Origin of the sequence: Mesorhizobium sp. M9A.F.Ca.ET.002.03.1.2 (assembly GCF_003952365.1) — a bacterium.
GTDB lineage: Bacteria > Pseudomonadota > Alphaproteobacteria > Rhizobiales > Rhizobiaceae > Mesorhizobium.
The window spans coordinates 175,887-192,626 of sequence record NZ_CP034443.1; the positions used below are offsets into that span (position 1 = coordinate 175,887).

A 16,740-nucleotide genomic window follows, 5' to 3' on the forward strand; every position below is an offset into this window, starting at 1 on the left:
TGGAGCTCGCTTCCTCCCTTGTGCCATCTTCGTGATGGTTGCGCCAACATCGGCGCTCTAAAAATCTGAGCTAGGGAGGAACACATGGCTCACAAAACAATGGCGGACCAATGGGTATTGAAGAGCGAAACCTATGATAACTGCAATTGCGAGATCAATTGCGGTTGCCAGTTCAATCTGCCGAGCACCCACGGCTATTGTCAGTCGACCTTCATCGGCCACATTGCCGAAGGCCATTTCAACGAGACGCCGCTTGCAGGATTGAACTGGGCGGGGCTGTACAAATGGCCTGGAGAGATCAAAGACGGAGGCGGCAAACGTCAGATCGTCATAGATGAACGAGCGGACGAAGCACAGCGGAGCGCCTTGGAAACAATAATCTCAGGCAGGGCCTGCAAGCCGTTGAGCAATTTCTTCTCTGTTTTCGCGTCGACCTGTTCCGAGTTTTGCGAGACTTTGTTCTTGCCGATCGAGGTGGTGGCCGACCTGGAAGGGCGCACCGCCAGGGTCGAAATACCAGGCATATTGAAGAGCACGGCGAGCCCGAAGATTAACGAGTTCAATGGTGAACCGTTTCATATTGCGATTGCCCGTCCGAGCGGCAGCTTCGAGTTTACCTACGCGGAACTCGGACTAGGCAGCACATCGGTCACTGGCGATATGGAGATGGCGTTCGAAGGTACTTGGGCGCACTTTTGCATTCACCACTTCAATCAGGATGGCCTGGTGCGCGAAAGATCAAGGCTCACAGCGTGGCTTGGTGCATAAGTCCGGGTTTTGGTGAATGGCGGCAGTGCATCATGAGCACCGGTTCGGCCGGCTCCAACGAAACGATCCGATTGAGACCGAGGCGACAGACGGGCGTTCTTGTGCATGTTCATCCGATCCCTAGGGAAACCACTGAAGTCTCGCAACCTCAGCTTCCTCGCCCGAGACCGGATGGACAACCGATTGAAAGCTTACATCTCGTGCTATTTCGCACCGAGCCTCGCCAGCACGGCCTTGGGGATGTTGTACTCCCGGATCACCGCCTCATGCTTGCGCAAGCCGCATAATTCGCGCTGGATGAAATAGCCGTGGACAGCCTCGGCCGCGTCCCTGAGCTGCCGGGCACGATGTTCGCCATCGTCGCCATTCTCACGCAACCTCGCCAGCGTTTCTTCCACGCGCCGGCCGGCGCGGCCAAGTGCTGCCGCCTTTTCGCCGAGGATTTCATGGCCGAGCAGGTCGAGTGCTGACTCCTGCGCGCCGGACCGTCCGAAATTCGATGGCATTCGCACCGACATCATTCACTCCGGTTCTTGCCGAAATCCCTGGCCCTACTGCGCCGGCCGCGTCTCTTCCAGCACGCTTTCCTCGTGGAACAGGAAACCGCCGGACTGCCGTTTCCATAACCGCGCGTAGAGACCATCGAGCGCGACCAGTTCGTCATGCGTGCCTTGTTCGACGATGCGGCCGCCGTCGAGCACCACCAGGCGATCGAGTGCCGCGATGGTCGACAGCCGGTGCGCGATGGCGATGACCGTCTTGTTTTCCATCAGCCTCGTCAGATTCTCCTGGATGGCCGCCTCGATATCGGAATCGAGCGCCGAGGTCGCCTCGTCGAGTATCAGGATCGGCGCGTCCTTGAGGAAGACGCGGGCGATCGCCACGCGCTGGCGCTGGCCGCCAGACAGCTTTACGCCGCGCTCGCCGACAAAGGCCTCGTAGCCGGTGCGATCGCGATTGTCGCGCAGATCGAGGATGAAGTCGTGCGCCTCCGCCTTCTTCGCCGCCGCGATCACTTGCGCCTCGGTTGCGTCGGGCATGCCGAGCTTGATGTTGTCACGAAGCGAGCGGTGGAAAAGTGCTGTATCCTGGCTGACGACGCCGATATTGGCTCGCAGCGAATTCTGCGTCACCTCCGAGACGTCCTGGCCGTCGATGGTGATCTTGCCGCCTTCAAGGTCGTAGAGGCGCAGGATCAGATTGGCCAGCGTCGTCTTGCCGGCGCCGGACGGTCCGACCAGCCCGACCTTCTCGCCCGGCCACACGACGAGGTCGATGCCGTTGAGCACCCCGAACCCCTTGCCGTAGTGGAACTCGACCTTCTTCACGTCGATCCGGCCGCCGGTCACGACAAGCTCCCTGGCGTCAGGCGCATCGGTCAGGCCGAGCGATTGCGAGATCAGCGCCTTGGAGTTTTCCAGCACGCCGAGATTGCGCAGGATGCCGTTGAGCTGCATCATCAGCCGTCCGAGCAGCATGTTGAGCCGCAACACCAGGGACAGCGTGAAGGCGACGGCACCGACGGTGATCGTGCCTTCCACCCAGAGATAGACGGCAAAACCGGCAATCGCGGTGATCATGATCCCCGAAAGCGTCGTCAGCGCCATGCGCACGCCGGTCAGCCGGCGGGTGAACGGGCGCAGCGCGTCGAGATAGATATCGAAACCGCTCCTGATGTAGCGGTCGTCGCCGTCGGCGGAGAACAGCTTCAGCGTTTGCACGTTCGAATAGGAATCGACGATGCGGCCGGTGATCATCGAACCGGCCTCGGCGGTCTCCTCGGCATGCTTGCGGATCGCCGGCACGTAGCGTTTTGCCAGCCAGCCGAAGGCGGTAATCCAGATCACCACCAGCACCGCCAGCCGCAAGTCGAGGCCGGCGACCAGCACCAGCGTCGTCACCGTATAGACGACCATGAACCAGACGACCTCGATGAAGCTCTCCATCAAATCGCCGGTCGCCTGTCCCGCCTGCCAGACCTTGGTGGCGATGCGGCCGGCGAAATCGTTCTGGAAAAAGGCGTAGGACTGGCGCGAGACATGGCGGTGCGCCTGCCAGCGCACCAGATTGTAGAAGCCGGGCGTGATCGTCTGCTCGTCGACCAGCGCCGCCAGGCCGACGACGGTGGTGCGGATGACCAGCACCACGGCAGCCATGAAGACAAGTTCGGGGCCGGCGGCAGCCCACAGCGCGTCCCAGCTGCGCTCCTCGGGGAGCTGGTCGAGAATATCGACCAGCCTGCCGACGAAGTAGAACAGCCCGGCCTCGACCAGCGGCGCGATGCCGCCGATGACCAGCATGGCGAAGAAGGCGACCTTCGCTTGGCCGACATAATGCCAGAGAAACCCCCTGACGCTGACCGGTGGCCGAAGACTCGCGGGCTCCCTGAACGGATAGACCCAGTTCTCGAACCAGCGATAGACGGCAATCATCATTCGGTGGCCATCATTCTGCTGCTTGACCCCTAACCATGGCATCGTTGGCGGTCGCACCGTCGTCGAGCAGGAAGCCGCCCGACTGGCGCTGCCAAAGCTGCGCATAGAGCCCGCCGCTGGCGACGAGTTCCTCGTGCGAACCTTCCTCGATGATGCGGCCCTTGTCCATGACGACGAGCCTGTCCATCGCCGCGATGGTCGACAGCCGGTGCGCGATGGCGATGACGGTCTTGCCTTGCATGAGCTTGTAGAGGTTCTCCTGGATGGCCGCCTCGGCCTCGGAATCGAGCGCAGACGTCGCCTCGTCGAGAATGAGGATCGGCGCATCCTTCAGCATAACGCGGGCAATGGCGATGCGTTGCCGCTGGCCGCCGGACAATTTGACGCCGCGATCGCCGACATGCGCATCGAAACCAGTGCGGCCTTTAGCGTCCGAAAGCCCTGATATGAAATCAAGCGCCTCGGCGCGGCGTGCTGCCTCGACCAGCATCTCGTTGCTGGCGTCCGGCCGGCCATAGAGGATGTTCTCGCGCACCGAACGGTGCAGCAGCGAGGTGTCCTGCGTCACCATGGCGATCTGGGCGCGCAGCGAATCCTGCGTCACCGAGGCGATTTCCTGGCCGTCGATCAGGATCCTGCCGTTTTCAAGGTCGTAGAAGCGCAACAGAAGGTTGACCAGCGTCGACTTGCCGGCACCCGAGCGGCCGACGATGCCGACCTTCTCGCCCGGCTTCACCGTCAGCGACAGGCTCTCGATCACGCCCTTCTTTTTGCCGTAGTGGAAGCGGATGTCCTCGAAGCGGATTTCGCCCTTGGTCACGGCAATGTCCTTGGCCCCGGGCCGGTCTTCGACCAGGCGCGGCAGCGAGATCGAACCGATGCCGTCCTGCACCGTGCCGATGTTCTCGAACAGGCCCGACATCTCCCACATGATCCATTGCGACATGCCCCACAGCCGAAGCACGAGGCCGATGACCACGGCGACGGCGCCGATCGTCACCGCCTGGCCGAGCCACAGCCACAGCGAGATCGCGGTGACCGAAAACAACAGCAGCGAGTTCAGGACGTAGAGCAGGCCGTAGAGCTGCGTCACCAGCCGCATCGACCGATAGACCGTCTCGAGAAAGCCGGCCATGCCTTCCCTGGCGAAGGACGCCTCGCGGCGCGCGTGCGAGAACAGCTTGACCGTCTGGATGTTGGAATAGCTGTCGACGACGCGGCCGGTCATGGTCGAGCGCGCGTTGGCCTGCTCCTCGCCGACCTTGCCCAGCCGCGGGATGAAGTAGCGCAACAGCCCGATGTAGCCCGCAAGCCAGACGGCAAGCGGCGCCGCCAGCCGCCAGTCGGCCGAGCCGACGATGACCAGCATGCCGAGGAAATAGACGACGACATAGTTGAGCACGTCGATGAGCTTGATGACGCATTCGCGCACGGCGAGCGCCGTCTGCATCAGCTTGGTCGCGATGCGCCCGGCGAACTCGTCCTGATAGAAGGTCATCGACTGCTTCAGCAGGTAGCGATGCACCTGCCAGCGGATACGCATCGGATAATTGCCCATCAGCGTCTGCTGGCTGAGAAGCGAATGGAACCAGACCGTCGCCGGCAGCGCGAACACCACGACGAAAGCCATGCCGGCGAGCTTCCATCCCTCGGTCTCAAGGAACGTCTCGCGGTTCTGCGCCGACAGCCAGTCGACGATCCGGCCGAGAAAGCCGAACATCCACACCTCGGCAAGGGCGATAGCCGTCACCAGCACCGCATCGAGACCGATGTAGGGCCAGGCGCCGCGCGTATAGTGCACGCAGAAGGCGATCAGCGTCTTCGGCGGCTCGACCGGCTCCTCGGCGGGGAACGGATCGAGCTTCTTTTCAAACCAGCGGAACATTGTCTTGGCACTCATATGCTTGTTTTCGCTCACGCGGCACGGGAGCGGATAGCGTCCTTGGAGCGCGTGTCGTCCTGGGAGCGCTTGGCATCAAGGATCGGCGTCCCGGGTGAACCCGGGCCGCCGATCCTGCTTCGCGCCATATAGGACGTCGCGGGCTTTTCGCCGACAGGCTCGTTGGACGATCCTGACGGTGCTGTGTCGACAACCCGGAGTTTCGCGCCTGTTTTTGCGCCAGGGCGGATCAGCCTGATGAGCCGGCGCACCAGCGACGGCCGGCTGCGGTCGGGAACCGCGCGTGAGAAATCGACGTCCGGCAGCATGCCGCGATGCGGACGCCGGCGGATCTCGGCGTGAACCGCCGACGAATAGGTTTCGCCGATCAAAAGCGCCCAGGTCGCCATCCTGCGCTCGTGCAGGCTTCTTGAGCCGGGAATCTTGCAGGGATCGAACATCGGTCCGTCCTCCATGTGAAAATACGGAAAAAAGGGTGAATCCGGCCTGTTCGCGGGCGAATGGCCAGCGAAAGGCAAAGATTGACCAGAGGCGTGTTCAGGTGGGGCGTTTAGCCCCTTCGACAGCTTGAAAAACATCGCAGGATTCCTCCGAAGGCCGAAAAGAGATTTCGGCGAAGAATCGGTGCGATCGAAGTCTAAAGGGTCAGGAGAATCGTCGTACCGAAACCGCCGGCAGGCTGGTAAGCCCACAAGAAGGGCGCTGGATGTGCATGATCATCATGAATTACCCCTCCATCGGTTCGGGTTGACAATGCCCGGCGTATAACCGACTTCGCACAAAATGACCACCCGCCAGTCCAGAAATTTCCAAAACCATGAACGCGCTGTGGCCGATCTGCCACTTATTAGTCTGCCACTTATTAGAAAGACGCGGAAATGAACGATCGTCTCCGCATCGCGCTCTACCAGCCGGATATCGCCGGCAACACCGGGACAATCCTGCGCTTCGCCGCCTGTCTCGGTCTCGGCGTCGACATTATCGAACCGGCCGGCTTCCCGCTCTCCGACCGGGCGCTGAAACGGGCCGGCATGGATTATCTCGAAATGGCGCGGCTTTCCCGACATGTCGACTGGCACGCCTTCGAGAACTGGCGCAGAGGCGAAGCGCGGCGGCTGGTGCTGCTGTCGACCAGAGCCGCGACCGCCTACACGGATTTCGCCTTCGCCGATGCCGACATTCTTCTGTTCGGCCGCGAATCCGCAGGCGTGCCGGATCCTGTCCACGAGGTGGCGGATGCGCGACTGATCATCCCGATGCAGCCCGGCGCGCGCAGCATCAACGTCGCGCTTGCCGTCGCCATGGTGGCCGGCGAGGCGATCCGGCAGCTCAGATAGGATTTGCAGACCGTCGGCGGGCGCAGCGATCACGGCTGCTTCCTGGCCCCCGGCTGCTTCCTGGCCCCCGGCTGCTTCCTGGCCAATGACCGCGCCCTCTCTTGTCATTCTCACCCAGGCGCACATCGCCTTCTCCTGCGGTTTGCATGTCTGGTTTGCATGTCCTGGGTTTCTTCGTTACAAGCTCAACTTAACTTGAGGTCAAGCGGAAAATTCGAATGGTTGCGGTGAAGGAATTGACGGTCGGCCAGGTCGCCACGCGAAGCGGCGTGGCGGTATCGGCGCTGCATTTCTACGAGACGCGCGGCCTGATCCGCAGCCACCGCACGTCGGGCAACCAGCGGCGCTACGGCCGCGACGTGCTGAGGCGTGTGGCGATCATCAGGATAGCGCAGGAGGTCGGCATCTCGCTGGCCGAGATCGGCGCCGCGCTTGAATCGCTGCCTGAAGGCCGCACGCCAACGCGCGAGGATTGGAACCTGCTTTCCACGGCCTGGCGTGATCAGCTCGATCAGAAGATTGCTCAGTTGAAGAAGCTGCGCGACGGCCTGACCGACTGCATCGGCTGCGGCTGCATGTCGATCGACAAGTGCCCGCTGCGGAACAAAGAAGACCGATTGAGCGCCCAAGGCCCGGGAGCAAGGCGGCTGTTGGTCGCTCGTTAATCCGCTGCCGGCAGCCGCCTGATCGTGAATTCGATGACGTCCCCCGGCCGCTCGAACCAGCTTTCGATCTCGGTCCAGTAGGCCTGCTTGGGAAAGCGTTCGAACCACTCCTGCGCCTTGAGGCGCGCATCGGAGCGCGGCAGGACGAAGGTCTCGCGCAGGAACCCGTCCCGCGGCATGCGCTCGCGCTCGGCGCGCGAACGGTCGAGCCTCTTCTTCAGGCCATCCAGCGGCGGTCTTGCCGGAGTGCGCACGAAAGAACTCCATTCACACTTGACCCTTGCACCCAAGAGATTAGGGATCGCGGCCGGAAAAGACGAGTCATTTGTCGGGGCACGCGCCCCACAACCGGAGACAGCATTTGCAACGACCCGAAATAGCGGCGGGGCTGCCGGCCGACATCGAACAGAAGAAGATGAAGGCGCGGCTGTGGTTCGAGACGTTGCGCGAGCGCATCTGCACCGCTTTCGAGCAGATCGAGCAGGAGCTGCAGGGGCCGCAGGCCTCGTGGTCGCCCGGCCGCTTCGAAAAGACGCCGTGGGAGCGCGACGACGGCCGCGGCGGCATCATGTCGATGATGCGTGGCCGCGTCTTCGAGAAGGTCGGCGTCCACACCTCCACCGTCTATGGCGAGTTCTCGCCGGAGTTCAGGAAGCAGATGCCGGGCGCCGAGGAAGACCCGCGCTTCTGGGCGAGCGGCATTTCGCTGATTGCGCACCCGTGGAACCCCAATGTGCCGGCGGTGCACATGAACACACGCATGGTCGTCACCTCGCGCCAGTGGTTCGGCGGCGGCGCCGACCTGACGCCGGTGCTCGACCATCGCCGCAGCCAGGACGACCCGGACACGGTTGCCTTCCACCGCGCCATGCAATTCGCCTGCGAGAAGCACGCTGGCGTCGCCGACCACGCGAAATTCAAGGCCTGGTGCGACGAGTATTTCTACCTGCCGCACCGCAACGAACCGCGCGGCACCGGCGGCATCTTCTTCGACTGGCTGCATTCGGACGAGGACAGAGGCGGCTGGGACGCCGATTTCAACTTCGTCCAGGATGTCGGGCGCGCTTTTCTCGTCGTCTATGGCCATCTCGTGCGGGCCAATTTCAACGATAACTGGACCGACGGCGACCGCGAAGAGCAGCTCATTCGCCGTGGCCGCTACGTCGAATTCAACTTGCTTCACGATCGCGGCACCATCTTCGGACTGAAGACCGGCGGCAACGTCGCCTCGATCCTGTCCAGCCTGCCGCCGGAGGTAAAATGGCCGTAAAATCTCGGTGAGTTGGGCGTGAACCGCAATCAGGTCCAAATCGCTGGATTTTGGCGGCGAATGTGGCGCACCGAATATCTTTTTCGTCTAATATCCGTTTGAAAAAACAGGACTAATTGTCGTTTCCGGGCCGGGAAACGCCGGCGGTTCTCGCCTCCTCTGGAACCGCGACCCGACGCGACCGGACGGCCCATGATCGAGTGGGGCACCTTCCCAAACGGTGCCCTCATTTTTCAGGAGAGCATGCCATGCGCAAGCTTGTTATGACGGTTGCGGCTGTTGCCGTTCTTGCCTCTGGTGGCGCTGCCTTCGCAGCGGTCAAGCACACCACAGGCACGGTCAAGACCTATGATGGAACGGCCATGAGCCTTGTTCTGGACGACGGATCGACCTTTACGCTGCCCAAGGCCTTCAAGAATCCTGGCCTGAAGGCCGGCGAAAAGGTCCGCGTTTCGTGGGACATGAGCGGCAAGCACAAAATTGCCGAGGCAGTCAGGATCGTGAAGTGATGGCCTGCCCCCTGGAGTGAGACGAGACTACGTCCGGTCTTGCTCTATGTAGCATAAAGGCGGAGCAGCGATGCTCCGCCTTTTTCGGTCTTTGCCGCAACCAAAGCCCATTCAACCGTGTTATGCTTGCTTCCCCCGTGCATGACCTGAAAACCGAACCGGTTTCCGACAGGATCATGCGTTGATCAAAGGTGCTGGAGCTTCCGCGTTCAAGCAAGCGCGCGGCGCTCCAAGGAGGAAAAAGGGAGAATCCGATGAAGGAATTTCACTGCGGCTCACTCGTCCCGGGTTGTGACTGGCATACGCGCGCCGACGAGGAAGCCGAAGTCATGCGTCGTGCGGTCGAGCACATGCGCGAGACCCATGGCGAGACAATTATCCGCGAGACGATGATCGAAGCCATCCGTTCGCGCATCGAAAAGGCCCGCGACGCGGCCTGATTTGCCTAAGTTTCGAGTGCCTGCGCGGCGCGCTTGAGAAGCGCGCCGCGATCGACCGCAAAGCCGGATTCGACCCACTCGTTTTCAAGGTTTTTCAGGATTGCGCCGAGTTTCGGCCCGGGCGACGCGCCAAGCGTCGTCAGATCCGCGCCCTTGAGCGGAAAGTCGGGCTTTTTCCATGTTCCGGCGAAGGCCAGCAGGCGCGAGAAGCCGCCGGCTTCAAGCAGCGCGTCATTGTCCTCGACGGCGCGGGCTCGGGCGGAAGCCAGCGACAGCCGCAAGCGATCGGCAAGGCCCTGATGATCGCCACGATAGAGCCGTTTTCCGAATTCCACCTCGGTGGTCTTCGCCTCGACAGGCGCGGTCAGCGCCCACTGCCTGAGACGGCCGGCTTCGCTGACGGAGAATTTCAGCCGCTCGGCGAGCATCTTCATCCGCGCGGCGTCCGGCGGCACGATTGCTTCGAGCCTGAGCAGCGGTTCCGGCGTCCAGCCCAGATCCTTCTCGGCCCTGGTCAGCGCATGGATCGCATCGATGCCCCATTTCTCGCTCTCCGGCAGAACGCTGGTGAGCACGCCGGCCTGGCGCATCCACAGCAAGGCGCGCGACGGGTCGCGGGCCGACAGCAGCTTCTTGAGCTCGGACCAGACGCGCTCGGCGGAGAGTTGGCTGAGCCCATCCTTCAGCCGGGCGCAAGCCTTCAGCCCTTCGGCATCGGGCCGGCCGTCGCCATACCAGGCGAAGAAGCGGAAAAAGCGCAGGATGCGCAGATAATCCTCGCGGATGCGCGCCTCCGGATCGCCGATGAAGCGCAGCCGCCGCGCCTCGATATCGGCGATGCCGCCAACCAGGTCGACGATCGTGCCGTCGGCCTCGGCATAGAGTGCGTTGATGGTGAAATCGCGGCGTTCCGCGTCGGCCTTCCAGTCGCGCCCGAACGACACCTTGGCCCGCCGTCCGTCGGTCTCGACGTCGGCGCGTAAAGTGGTGGTTTCATAGGGCTTCCCGCCGGCGACAATCGTGATCGTGCCGTGCTCGATGCCGGTCGGCACGGCCTTGAAGCCCGCCGCCTCGGCACGGCGGATGGTTTCATCGGGCAGGCAAGTGGTGGCGATATCGATGTCGGCGACAGGTTGGCCGATGAGCGCGTTGCGCACCGCGCCGCCGGCAACACGCGCCTCCTCGCCGCCATCCGCCAGCGCCGCCAGCAGGCGCTGCAGGTGCTGTTCGCCGAGCCAGTCGGCCTTGCCCGCGAGCGACACCCGGCCGCTCACGTGTAGAGCCTTTCATAGAGCGTCCGGATGATGCCGGCGGTGACGCCCCAGATACGCTGGCCGCCATAGGGCATCTCGTAGAAGACCCATTCCAGATCGTTCCACATGCGGCTGTCGCGGCCGTGGTTGGCCGGGTCCATCAGGAAGCGCAGCGGCACTTCGAACGCGGCGTCGACCTCATCGGAATTCAGCGCCAGCGAAAACCCCGGCCGCACTATCGCCAGCACCGGGGCGATGCGGTAGCCGCTGCCGGAGGCATAATCGGGCATGCGGCCGATGATCTCGATCCGGTCCTGGCCAAGACCGATCTCCTCGAATGTCTCGCGCAATGCCGCCGCCTCCGGGCTCGGATCGGTCGCATCGATCGTGCCGCCGGGAAAGGCCACCTGCCCTGAATGGTTGCGCAGCTTTTCCGCCCGCTTGGTGAGCAGAACCGTGGCGTCGCGTCCGTGATCGACCACCGGGATCAGCACGGCGGCATCGCGCAGTGCCTTGGCGGACTTCAGACGCGGATGGCCGGGATTGAAGCGGTGGTCGCCGTAATCGTCGGCGGCATGCGCCAGCGGTTGCGCCGCGACGCGTGCGCGAAAATCATCGGTGGAAAACGGCGTCGGAGTCACCTGGTCCATCACGCACTCAGCCGCTGCAGTTTTTCCGCCGGCATGATCGGGTAAACCGCCCCCTTGGAGCGGACGGCAAACATCCTTCTGCCGCCGACCTCGATCTCCTCGCCATGCTCGACCAGTTCGTACATGACCGGCCGCGCCACCAGCGCTTCCAGCCGCCCGCGCACCAGCACATAGGGTTTCAAGCCACCGGTGGCGTCCTCGTCGACGAAGCGCAGCGGATGGTCCGGCCCGGTCTCGACCACGTCGCCGACATTGGTGCGGAAGGTGATGACCTGGCCATCGCCGGTGCCGGAAACGTCCATTTCGACGGCGATGAAGGGCGCATCGACGACGCGGATGCCGACCCTTTCCACCGGTGTCACCAGATAGGTCTTGCCGTCTTCGTCCTTGCGCAGCACGGAGGAAAAAAGCTGCACCAGCGGCATGCGGCCGATCGGCGTGCCCAGGTAGAACCAGGTGCCGTCCTGTCTGATCTCCATGTCGAGATCGCCGCAAAAGGCCGGATTCCAGCGCTCCACCGGTGCCGGCCCCTTGTCCGCGCGGGCGGCACGCGAGATCATCGCTTCCAGCCCGTGCGCCTCGGTGGCGGCCGTCAGGCTCTCTTCACGATGGTTGGCGCGTTCTGTCATGGTCACGAAATAGTCACTGTTGTTCCGCTTGTCAGCCTAAGTCTGTGATTTAAGTTCAAGGACAGGCGCCATGCCAGGCCGAATCGCGGCACTCTGCGGCGCCGAAGGTGCAAGCTGGTATTTCCAACGAGAAGGATCGATGCTGCATGAGCGTGATGATCAAGGAAAGCCCGATCAGCGAAAATGACATGATCGCCCAAGCCGAGACGGCGCTGGCCGACATTTCCAGGGTCCGCGAGGGTGTCGGCCGCGTCATCTTCGGCCAGGAAAGCGTCGTCGAACGCACGCTGGTGGCGCTGCTGGCCGGCGGCCATGCGCTGCTGGTCGGCGTGCCCGGCCTCGCCAAGACCAAGCTGGTCGAGACGCTGGGCATCGTGCTTGGTCTCGATTCCGGCCGCATCCAGTTCACGCCCGACCTGATGCCGTCCGACATTCTCGGCTCCGAGGTGATGGAGCAGGACGAATTCGGCAAACGTTCCTTCCGCTTCATCTCTGGGCCGATCTTCGCGCAGCTGCTGATGGCCGACGAGATCAACCGCGCCTCGCCGCGCACCCAGTCGGCGCTGCTGCAGTCGATGCAGGAATACCACGTCACCATCGCCGGCGTCCGTCACGATCTGCCGGCGCCCTTCCACGTGCTGGCGACGCAGAACCCGCTGGAGCAGGAAGGCACCTATCCGCTGCCCGAGGCGCAGCTCGACCGCTTCCTGATGCAGGTCGACATCCTCTATCCGGAAATCGAGGCGGAGCGCCGCATCCTTCTGGAAACCACCGGCATCGAGGACGCCAAGGCGCAGAACGTGCTGCAGCCGGCGCGGCTGCAGGAGATCCAGACCCTCATCCGCCGCATGCCGGTGCCCGAAAGCGTCGTTGACGCGATCCTCCAGTTGGTGCGCTCTGCACGCCCCGGCCAGGGCAATGCCGAGACCGACAAGCACGTCGCCTGGGGTCCGGGCCCGCGCGCCAGCCAGGCGCTGACGCTATGCGCCCGCGCCCGCGCGCTCTACGATGGACGGCTGGCGCCGTCGGTCGACGATGTCAGGGCGCTGGCCGAGCCAGTGCTGCAGCACCGCATGGCGCTGACCTTCGCCGCCCGTGCCGAGGGCACGACCGTGCGCGACGTGGTAGCGAAACTGGCAAAAGGCATCTGATGGCGCGTATAGGCGAGGCCCAGGCACCGGCAGCGACGCGTGACGCGCTCGCACGCGGGCGGTTGCGGGCGTCGCTGGTGCCGGACCTGCTGGTCGAGGCGCGCCGCATCGTCAATACGGTGATCGCCGGCTGGCACGGCCGTCGCAAGCGCGGCATCGGCGAGAATTTCTGGCAGTTCCGGCCCTATGTCGAAGGCGATTCCTCGCGTATTGACTGGCGCCGCTCGGCCCGTGACGACCACATCTATGTGCGCGACCGCGAATGGGAGGCCGCCCATACGGTGTGGCTGTGGGCCGACCCCTCGCCTTCCATGCTCTACAAATCGGCCGGGGCCGCCGTCTCCAAGGAATCCCGCGCGCTGGTGCTGGCGCTGGCCATGGCCGAGCTTCTGTCGCGCAGCGGCGAGCGCATCGCCTGGCCCGGATTGACCGATCCGTTCACGGCCCGCAACGGCGCCGAGCGTATCGCGGCGCAGCTCGCCCATGCCGGCGAGCTGCCGGCAAAGCCCGATTTGTCCGGCATCCGCCGCTTCTGCGACATCGTCATCGTCAGCGATTTCCTCGATCCGGTCGAGGACACCATTGCCTGGCTCGACGTGCTCGCCCGCCACGGCGTGCGTGCCCATCTGATCGAGGTCGCCGACCCGGCCGAAGAGAGATTTCCCTATGCCGGCCGCACCGAATTCACCGATCCCGAGACCGGCGACAAGCTGACCGCCGGCCGCGCCGAAACGCTGGGCGATGAATACCGCCTGCTTTACACCGCCCGCCGCCAGGAACTGGCCGGCTGGTGCAAGCGGCTCGGCTGGAGCTTCACCGTCAACCACACCGACCGCCTCGCCTCCGAGGCGCTGGTGCGTGTCCATATGGCGATGACCCTCAATGGCAGCTCAGCCGGGAGGATCAGCGCATGAGCTGGCTGCCGCTCTCCTTCGGGGCGCCGATGGTGCTGTGGGGCCTTCTGGCCCTGCCGGTGATCTGGTGGCTTTTACGCTTCACCCCGCCCAAGCCGCAGACCGAGATCTTCCCGCCGCTGAAGATCCTGGCCCGCGTGCTGAAGCGCGAGGAGACACCGCAGCAGAGCCCGTGGTGGCTGACGCTGCTCAGGCTGCTGATGGCGGCCCTTATCGTTGCGGCGCTGGCCGAACCTGTCTTCAACCCGCGTGAAAGACTGCCGGCCGAAGGCGCCGCCCTTGCGATGGTCATCGACAATGACTGGGCGAGTGCCGCCGACTGGGGCCAGCGCGTCGCCACCGCCGAACGACTGATCGCCGACGCCAGCTCCAACGACGTGCCCGTCATCATCGCTTTCACCGCCGAAAAGCCGAACGCCGAGATCGGCCCCTTCGACGCCGCAACCGCGCTCGACCGGCTGCGCGCGGCAAAGCCGCGGCCGATCCCGACCGACCGCCCTGCCGTCTACGCCCGCGTCGCGGCAACACTGGAGAGCTTGCCGGGCGCCAGCGTCGCCGTGCTCGCCGACGGTCTGGCGGCGGAAGGCGACGAGGCCGCCTTCAACACGCTTCTGTCGAAGAACGCCGCGCGTGTGGTCTGGGCCGTTTCCGACCGGCCTGCCTTGATCGGCCTGACCAGCGCCGACAACCAGGTGGACGGCTTTGAACTGACCGCCATCCGCGCGCCGGGCGATCCGGCGCCGGCTCAGGTGACCGCTGGCGCCTTCGACGACAAGGGCCGCCGCATCGCCGACGCCACGCTGACCTTCTCACCCGGAGAATCCACCGCTACCGGCACGATGGCGGTGCCGTTCGAACTGCGCAACGACTTCGCCTCGATCGCGCTCGACGGTGAGCGGCAGGCCGGCGCCGTGCGCGTGCTCGACGAGAGTTCCAAGCGCCGCCGCGTCGGGCTGCTGTCGCAGGCCGAGGCCGACCAGGCGCAGCCGCTTCTGTCGCCGCTGTACTACATCCGCCGCGCGCTGCAGCCCTTCGCCGATCTGGCCGAACCGTCGAGCGCCGACCTTGCCGACGCCATCCCGCAACTCCTCGATCAAAAGCCGGCGATGATCGTCATGGCCGATATCGGCACCATTCCTGAGCAAGTGCGGCAAAGGCTGGTCGACTGGCTCGACAATGGCGGCACGCTGGTGCGGTTCGCCGGCTCGCGGCTGGTCGCCGCCGGCAATGACGACGACCTGCTGCCGGTAAGGCTGCGCACCGGCGAGCGCTCGCTCGGCGGCGCGTTGTCGTGGACGATGCCGCAGCCGGTCACCGATTTTCCGAAGACAGGCCCGTTCGCCGACCTGGCTCCGCCCGCCGAGGTCACCGTCACCAGGCAGGTGCTGGCCGAGCCGACGCCTGACATCGTCGAGCGCACCTGGGCCACGCTTGCCGACGGCACGCCGCTGGTGACCGGGATGAAGAAGGGCAAGGGCACGCTCGTCCTGTTCCATGTCACGCCGGAGGCAACCTGGTCGAACCTGCCGATCTCCGGCAGCTTCGTCGAGATGCTGCGCCGCATCGTGCAACTGTCGCGCAATCAGGGTGCCGCGGTCGCCAACGCCGAAGCCGCCGCCACTTCGCTGGCGCCCTACCGCATGATATCAGCCGACGGCACGCTGGTGCCGCCAACGCCGGATGCACGGCCGCTGGTGCCGGGTGCCGGCCCGCTGCCGGTGACGTTCGAGAACCCGCCCGGCCTGTACGGATCCGAGACCGGCGTCTTTGCCCACAATCTGCTCGATGCCGAAAGCAGCTTCGCACCGCTGGTCCGTCCTCGGATCACCGTGCCGGTCACCACCGTCCAGTACGCTTTCGACGAATCGCGCAATTTGAAGGGTCCGCTGGTGGCGGCAGCCCTTGTGCTGATGGTGCTCGACACGCTGGCCGTGTTCTGGATGGGCGGCCTGTTCTCGCGCCGGCCCCGACGCGCCCGCGCTGCCGCAACCACCGCCGCCCTGTTGCTTGCGCTCGGCGCCCTGGTCGGCCACGCCGATATCGCCCGCGCCGACGATGCCAAACCCGGCGATGAGCGGGCGATCGAGGACATTTCGAAGACCCGGATCGCCTATGTGCAGACCGGCGAACGAAGCGTCGATTCGATCAGCCAGGCCGGGCTGGAGGGCCTGACCCGCTTCCTGATCGAGAAGACCGCGCTCGAGCCGGGGGCGCCGGCCAGCGTCGATATCTCGAAGGACCAGTTGTCCTTCTATCCCCTGATCTATTGGCCGATCGACCCTGCCGCACCGATGCCGAGCCAGGCTGCGATCGCCCGCGTCGACGCTTATATGCAGCAGGGCGGCACGGTGCTGTTCGACACGCGCGACCAGTTCGCCACCGGCATCGGCGCGGATTCGGCCAGCCCGGCGACGGAGCGGCTGCGCGACATCCTCGGCAATCTCAACGTGCCGCCGCTGGAACCGGTGCCATCGGACCACGTGCTGACCAAGTCCTTCTACATCCTGCCTGAGTTTCCCGGACGCTTCGCCGGCGGCCCGCTCTGGGTCGCGGCGTCGCTCGAAGCCAGCAACGTCGAGAACCGCCCGGTGCGCACCGGCGACGGCGTCTCGCCGATCATGATCACCGCCAATGATTTCGCCGGCGCCTGGGCGGTCGACGAAAATGGCGACCCGCTTTTGCCGACCGTGCCGTCGGACCCGATGCAGCGCATTTATGCGCTGCGCGCCGGCGTCAACATCATGATGTACATGCTGACCGGCAACTACAAATCCGATCAGGTGCACGTGCCGGTGCTGCTCGAACGGCTGGGGCAGTAA

Annotated in this window: 17 protein-coding genes; 9 read left to right on the forward strand and 8 right to left on the reverse strand. The window is 64.4% G+C overall.

What is annotated here, in order from left to right:
• The first annotated feature begins 84 nt into the window (after positions 1 to 84).
• Positions 85 to 768 (forward strand): DUF1326 domain-containing protein, encoded by a 684-nt coding sequence (locus EJ066_RS00935; RefSeq protein WP_245455055.1) that lies wholly within the window; start codon positions 85 to 87, stop codon positions 766 to 768.
• Between the two features lie 203 nt (positions 769 to 971).
• Here EJ066_RS00935 and EJ066_RS00940 read toward each other — a convergent pair whose 3' ends face one another.
• The 4 genes from EJ066_RS00940 to EJ066_RS00955 are packed head-to-tail and all read right to left on the reverse strand — an operon-like array spanning position 972 to position 5,543.
• Positions 972 to 1,286, reverse strand: coding sequence for a DUF6665 family protein (locus tag EJ066_RS00940; RefSeq protein ID WP_126034393.1), 315 nt, complete (start codon positions 1,284 to 1,286; stop codon positions 972 to 974).
• 33 nt (positions 1,287 to 1,319) lie between these two features.
• Positions 1,320 to 3,203, reverse strand: a complete 1,884-nt coding sequence (locus EJ066_RS00945; protein WP_126034394.1) for an ABC transporter ATP-binding protein — start codon at positions 3,201 to 3,203, stop codon at positions 1,320 to 1,322.
• A 10-nt stretch (positions 3,204 to 3,213) separates the two neighbouring features.
• Positions 3,214 to 5,088 (reverse strand): ABC transporter ATP-binding protein, encoded by a 1,875-nt coding sequence (locus EJ066_RS00950; RefSeq protein WP_126043704.1) that lies wholly within the window; start codon positions 5,086 to 5,088, stop codon positions 3,214 to 3,216.
• A gap of 29 nt (positions 5,089 to 5,117) precedes the next feature.
• Entirely contained in the window at positions 5,118 to 5,543 is a 426-nt protein-coding gene (locus EJ066_RS00955) for a hypothetical protein (RefSeq protein ID WP_126034395.1), read from the reverse strand.
• A gap of 438 nt (positions 5,544 to 5,981) precedes the next feature.
• On the opposite strand from EJ066_RS00955, the gene EJ066_RS00960 reads away from it, so the two are divergent.
• Together EJ066_RS00960 and soxR are read left to right on the forward strand one after the other, a co-directional pair.
• A complete protein-coding gene (locus EJ066_RS00960) occupies positions 5,982 to 6,440 on the forward strand; it encodes a tRNA (cytidine(34)-2'-O)-methyltransferase (RefSeq protein WP_126034396.1) in 459 nt (152 codons plus the stop codon).
• A 218-nt stretch (positions 6,441 to 6,658) separates the two neighbouring features.
• Positions 6,659 to 7,105, forward strand: a complete 447-nt coding sequence (soxR, locus tag EJ066_RS00965; protein ID WP_126034397.1) for a redox-sensitive transcriptional activator SoxR — start codon at positions 6,659 to 6,661, stop codon at positions 7,103 to 7,105.
• On the opposite strand, the gene EJ066_RS00970 is transcribed toward soxR, so the two are convergent.
• Positions 7,102 to 7,359, reverse strand: a complete 258-nt coding sequence (locus EJ066_RS00970; protein WP_126034398.1) for a hypothetical protein — start codon at positions 7,357 to 7,359, stop codon at positions 7,102 to 7,104. The genes soxR and EJ066_RS00970 overlap by 4 nt on opposite strands.
• Positions 7,360 to 7,466: 107 nt before the next feature.
• On the opposite strand from EJ066_RS00970, the gene hemF reads away from it, so the two are divergent.
• From hemF to EJ066_RS00985, 3 genes are all read left to right on the forward strand, one after another.
• On the forward strand, positions 7,467 to 8,375 hold the full coding sequence (gene hemF, locus EJ066_RS00975; protein ID WP_126034399.1) for an oxygen-dependent coproporphyrinogen oxidase: 909 nt from the start codon (positions 7,467 to 7,469) through the stop codon (positions 8,373 to 8,375).
• A gap of 248 nt (positions 8,376 to 8,623) precedes the next feature.
• Entirely contained in the window at positions 8,624 to 8,884 is a 261-nt protein-coding gene (locus EJ066_RS00980; protein WP_126034400.1) for a DUF1344 domain-containing protein, read from the forward strand.
• Between the two features lie 254 nt (positions 8,885 to 9,138).
• Positions 9,139 to 9,324 (forward strand): DUF1059 domain-containing protein, encoded by a 186-nt coding sequence (locus tag EJ066_RS00985; protein WP_126034401.1) that lies wholly within the window; start codon positions 9,139 to 9,141, stop codon positions 9,322 to 9,324.
• 5 nt (positions 9,325 to 9,329) lie between these two features.
• Here the strand turns inward: EJ066_RS00985 and EJ066_RS00990 are convergent, their stop codons facing one another.
• From EJ066_RS00990 to EJ066_RS01000, 3 genes are read right to left on the reverse strand one after another with little or no spacing between them, the layout of a single operon-like run.
• Entirely contained in the window at positions 9,330 to 10,598 is a 1,269-nt protein-coding gene (locus EJ066_RS00990) for a CCA tRNA nucleotidyltransferase (RefSeq protein WP_126034402.1), read from the reverse strand.
• Positions 10,595 to 11,227 (reverse strand): CoA pyrophosphatase, encoded by a 633-nt coding sequence (locus EJ066_RS00995; protein ID WP_126034403.1) that lies wholly within the window; start codon positions 11,225 to 11,227, stop codon positions 10,595 to 10,597. The genes EJ066_RS00990 and EJ066_RS00995 overlap by 4 nt, the downstream gene beginning before the upstream one ends.
• Positions 11,227 to 11,856 (reverse strand): DUF1285 domain-containing protein, encoded by a 630-nt coding sequence (locus EJ066_RS01000; protein WP_126043705.1) that lies wholly within the window; start codon positions 11,854 to 11,856, stop codon positions 11,227 to 11,229. The genes EJ066_RS00995 and EJ066_RS01000 overlap by 1 nt, the downstream gene beginning before the upstream one ends.
• Positions 11,857 to 12,002: 146 nt before the next feature.
• Between EJ066_RS01000 and EJ066_RS01005 the strand changes: the two genes are divergently transcribed.
• The 3 genes from EJ066_RS01005 to EJ066_RS01015 are packed head-to-tail and all read left to right on the forward strand — an operon-like array spanning position 12,003 to position 16,740.
• A complete protein-coding gene (locus EJ066_RS01005) occupies positions 12,003 to 13,007 on the forward strand; it encodes a MoxR family ATPase (protein WP_126034404.1) in 1,005 nt (334 codons plus the stop codon).
• The gene (locus EJ066_RS01010) at positions 13,007 to 13,921 is read left to right on the forward strand and encodes a DUF58 domain-containing protein (RefSeq protein ID WP_126034405.1); all 915 of its coding nucleotides are present in this window, start codon (positions 13,007 to 13,009) and stop codon (positions 13,919 to 13,921) included. The genes EJ066_RS01005 and EJ066_RS01010 overlap by 1 nt, the downstream gene beginning before the upstream one ends.
• Entirely contained in the window at positions 13,918 to 16,740 is a 2,823-nt protein-coding gene (locus EJ066_RS01015; protein WP_126034406.1) for a DUF4159 domain-containing protein, read from the forward strand. The genes EJ066_RS01010 and EJ066_RS01015 overlap by 4 nt, the downstream gene beginning before the upstream one ends.

What these genes read in the sequence shown, in the direction of transcription:
- EJ066_RS00935 (WP_245455055.1), top strand. Translation starts at nt 85, where the DNA reads ATGGCTCACAAAACAATGGCGGACCAATGGGTATTGAAGAGCGAAACC.
- EJ066_RS00940 (WP_126034393.1), bottom strand. Translation starts at nt 1,286, where the DNA reads ATGTCGGTGCGAATGCCATCGAATTTCGGACGGTCCGGCGCGCAGGAG.
- EJ066_RS00945 (WP_126034394.1), bottom strand. Translation starts at nt 3,203, where the DNA reads ATGATGATTGCCGTCTATCGCTGGTTCGAGAACTGGGTCTATCCGTTC.
- EJ066_RS00950 (WP_126043704.1), bottom strand. Translation starts at nt 5,088, where the DNA reads ATGTTCCGCTGGTTTGAAAAGAAGCTCGATCCGTTCCCCGCCGAGGAG.
- EJ066_RS00955 (WP_126034395.1), bottom strand. Translation starts at nt 5,543, where the DNA reads ATGTTCGATCCCTGCAAGATTCCCGGCTCAAGAAGCCTGCACGAGCGC.
- EJ066_RS00960 (WP_126034396.1), top strand. Translation starts at nt 5,982, where the DNA reads ATGAACGATCGTCTCCGCATCGCGCTCTACCAGCCGGATATCGCCGGC.
- soxR (WP_126034397.1), top strand. Translation starts at nt 6,659, where the DNA reads ATGGTTGCGGTGAAGGAATTGACGGTCGGCCAGGTCGCCACGCGAAGC.
- EJ066_RS00980 (WP_126034400.1), top strand. Translation starts at nt 8,624, where the DNA reads ATGCGCAAGCTTGTTATGACGGTTGCGGCTGTTGCCGTTCTTGCCTCT.
- EJ066_RS00985 (WP_126034401.1), top strand. Translation starts at nt 9,139, where the DNA reads ATGAAGGAATTTCACTGCGGCTCACTCGTCCCGGGTTGTGACTGGCAT.
- EJ066_RS00995 (WP_126034403.1), bottom strand. Translation starts at nt 11,227, where the DNA reads ATGGACCAGGTGACTCCGACGCCGTTTTCCACCGATGATTTTCGCGCA.
- EJ066_RS01000 (WP_126043705.1), bottom strand. Translation starts at nt 11,856, where the DNA reads ATGACAGAACGCGCCAACCATCGTGAAGAGAGCCTGACGGCCGCCACC.
- EJ066_RS01005 (WP_126034404.1), top strand. Translation starts at nt 12,003, where the DNA reads ATGAGCGTGATGATCAAGGAAAGCCCGATCAGCGAAAATGACATGATC.
- EJ066_RS01010 (WP_126034405.1), top strand. Translation starts at nt 13,007, where the DNA reads ATGGCGCGTATAGGCGAGGCCCAGGCACCGGCAGCGACGCGTGACGCG.
- EJ066_RS01015 (WP_126034406.1), top strand. Translation starts at nt 13,918, where the DNA reads ATGAGCTGGCTGCCGCTCTCCTTCGGGGCGCCGATGGTGCTGTGGGGC.